This window comes from Dorea sp. 210702-DFI.3.125, from assembly GCF_020560945.1.
GTDB classification, from domain to species: domain Bacteria; phylum Bacillota; class Clostridia; order Lachnospirales; family Lachnospiraceae; genus Dorea; species Dorea formicigenerans.
The window spans coordinates 1-903 of the sequence record NZ_JAJCNF010000073.1; the positions used below are offsets into that span (position 1 = coordinate 1).

1 protein-coding gene is annotated in these 903 nt (G+C 35.4%); it reads right to left on the bottom strand.

Annotated features, from left to right (window positions below; translation table 11 throughout):
- Window positions 1–848: transposase (locus tag LI164_RS15575; protein ID WP_227087376.1), on the bottom strand; the 848-nt coding region annotated here is incomplete at its 3' end.
- Window positions 849–903: the final 55 nt, after the last annotated feature.

Sequence of the window (903 nt, forward strand, 5' to 3'; positions counted from 1 at the left end):
TTTCGATTTACGATCTCAGATATGGTCTGATTCAAATAGTTTTTACGGATGTTTGTTAATCTGTGATTTCGTTTTAATAAAAGTTTTTCCTTTTTGATTACATTATTGGTTTTGCAGTAACTTTCTCCTTTCTTATTTTTCTCGTAAGAACGAGAGATACTACGCTGTAATCTGCGTTTCTGTTTTTCTAGTTTCTTTACTTTCTGACTCTTATTAATGTTCTTATATTTAACAGCATCAGAGCAGACAGCCAAATCTTTGATTCCTAAGTCTATACCAACTCCATCATCATTAAGTGTTTCCTTGCAATCAGGAAATTCCACACATACACTGATCCACCAGTTCAATCCGTCAAAGGATATTCTCGGATTCATATATTTAACATCTGTTGGAATACGTCCATGTTCTGCAAGTCTTACCCAATTCATTTTCTGCTTATTTGCTTTCCTGCTGGAAGAAAAGCCTTCAAACTTAACGTGGGTATTACTGAATTGTATCTTAACATTGTCCTGATAGAACTTCGGCATTGATCTCTTTCTGGACTTGAATCTTGGGAATTTTTGCAAACCCTTGAAAAAGTTCTTATACGCAGTACAGGCATCTTTGATTGCCTGTTTGGTTACATTATTTGAAATATTCAGCAGCCATGCGTATTCATCAGAATGTCTGAGCTTTGTAAATTCTTTTCTGAGTTCTGAATCTGAAATGAATTTGCCACCTTTTTCATAATTTTCTTTTTCCCTGGCCAAAGCCCAGTTATAAGCAAATCTTGAAGCACCTGCGTACTGAAACATCTTAGTTTTCTGTACGTTGTTTGGTATCAGCATTACTTTTATGGCTTTTACCATCTGTTTCCTCCTGTATCAATTCCCGGATAAGTTTCTTAGCTTTGTTCGCTCGTTT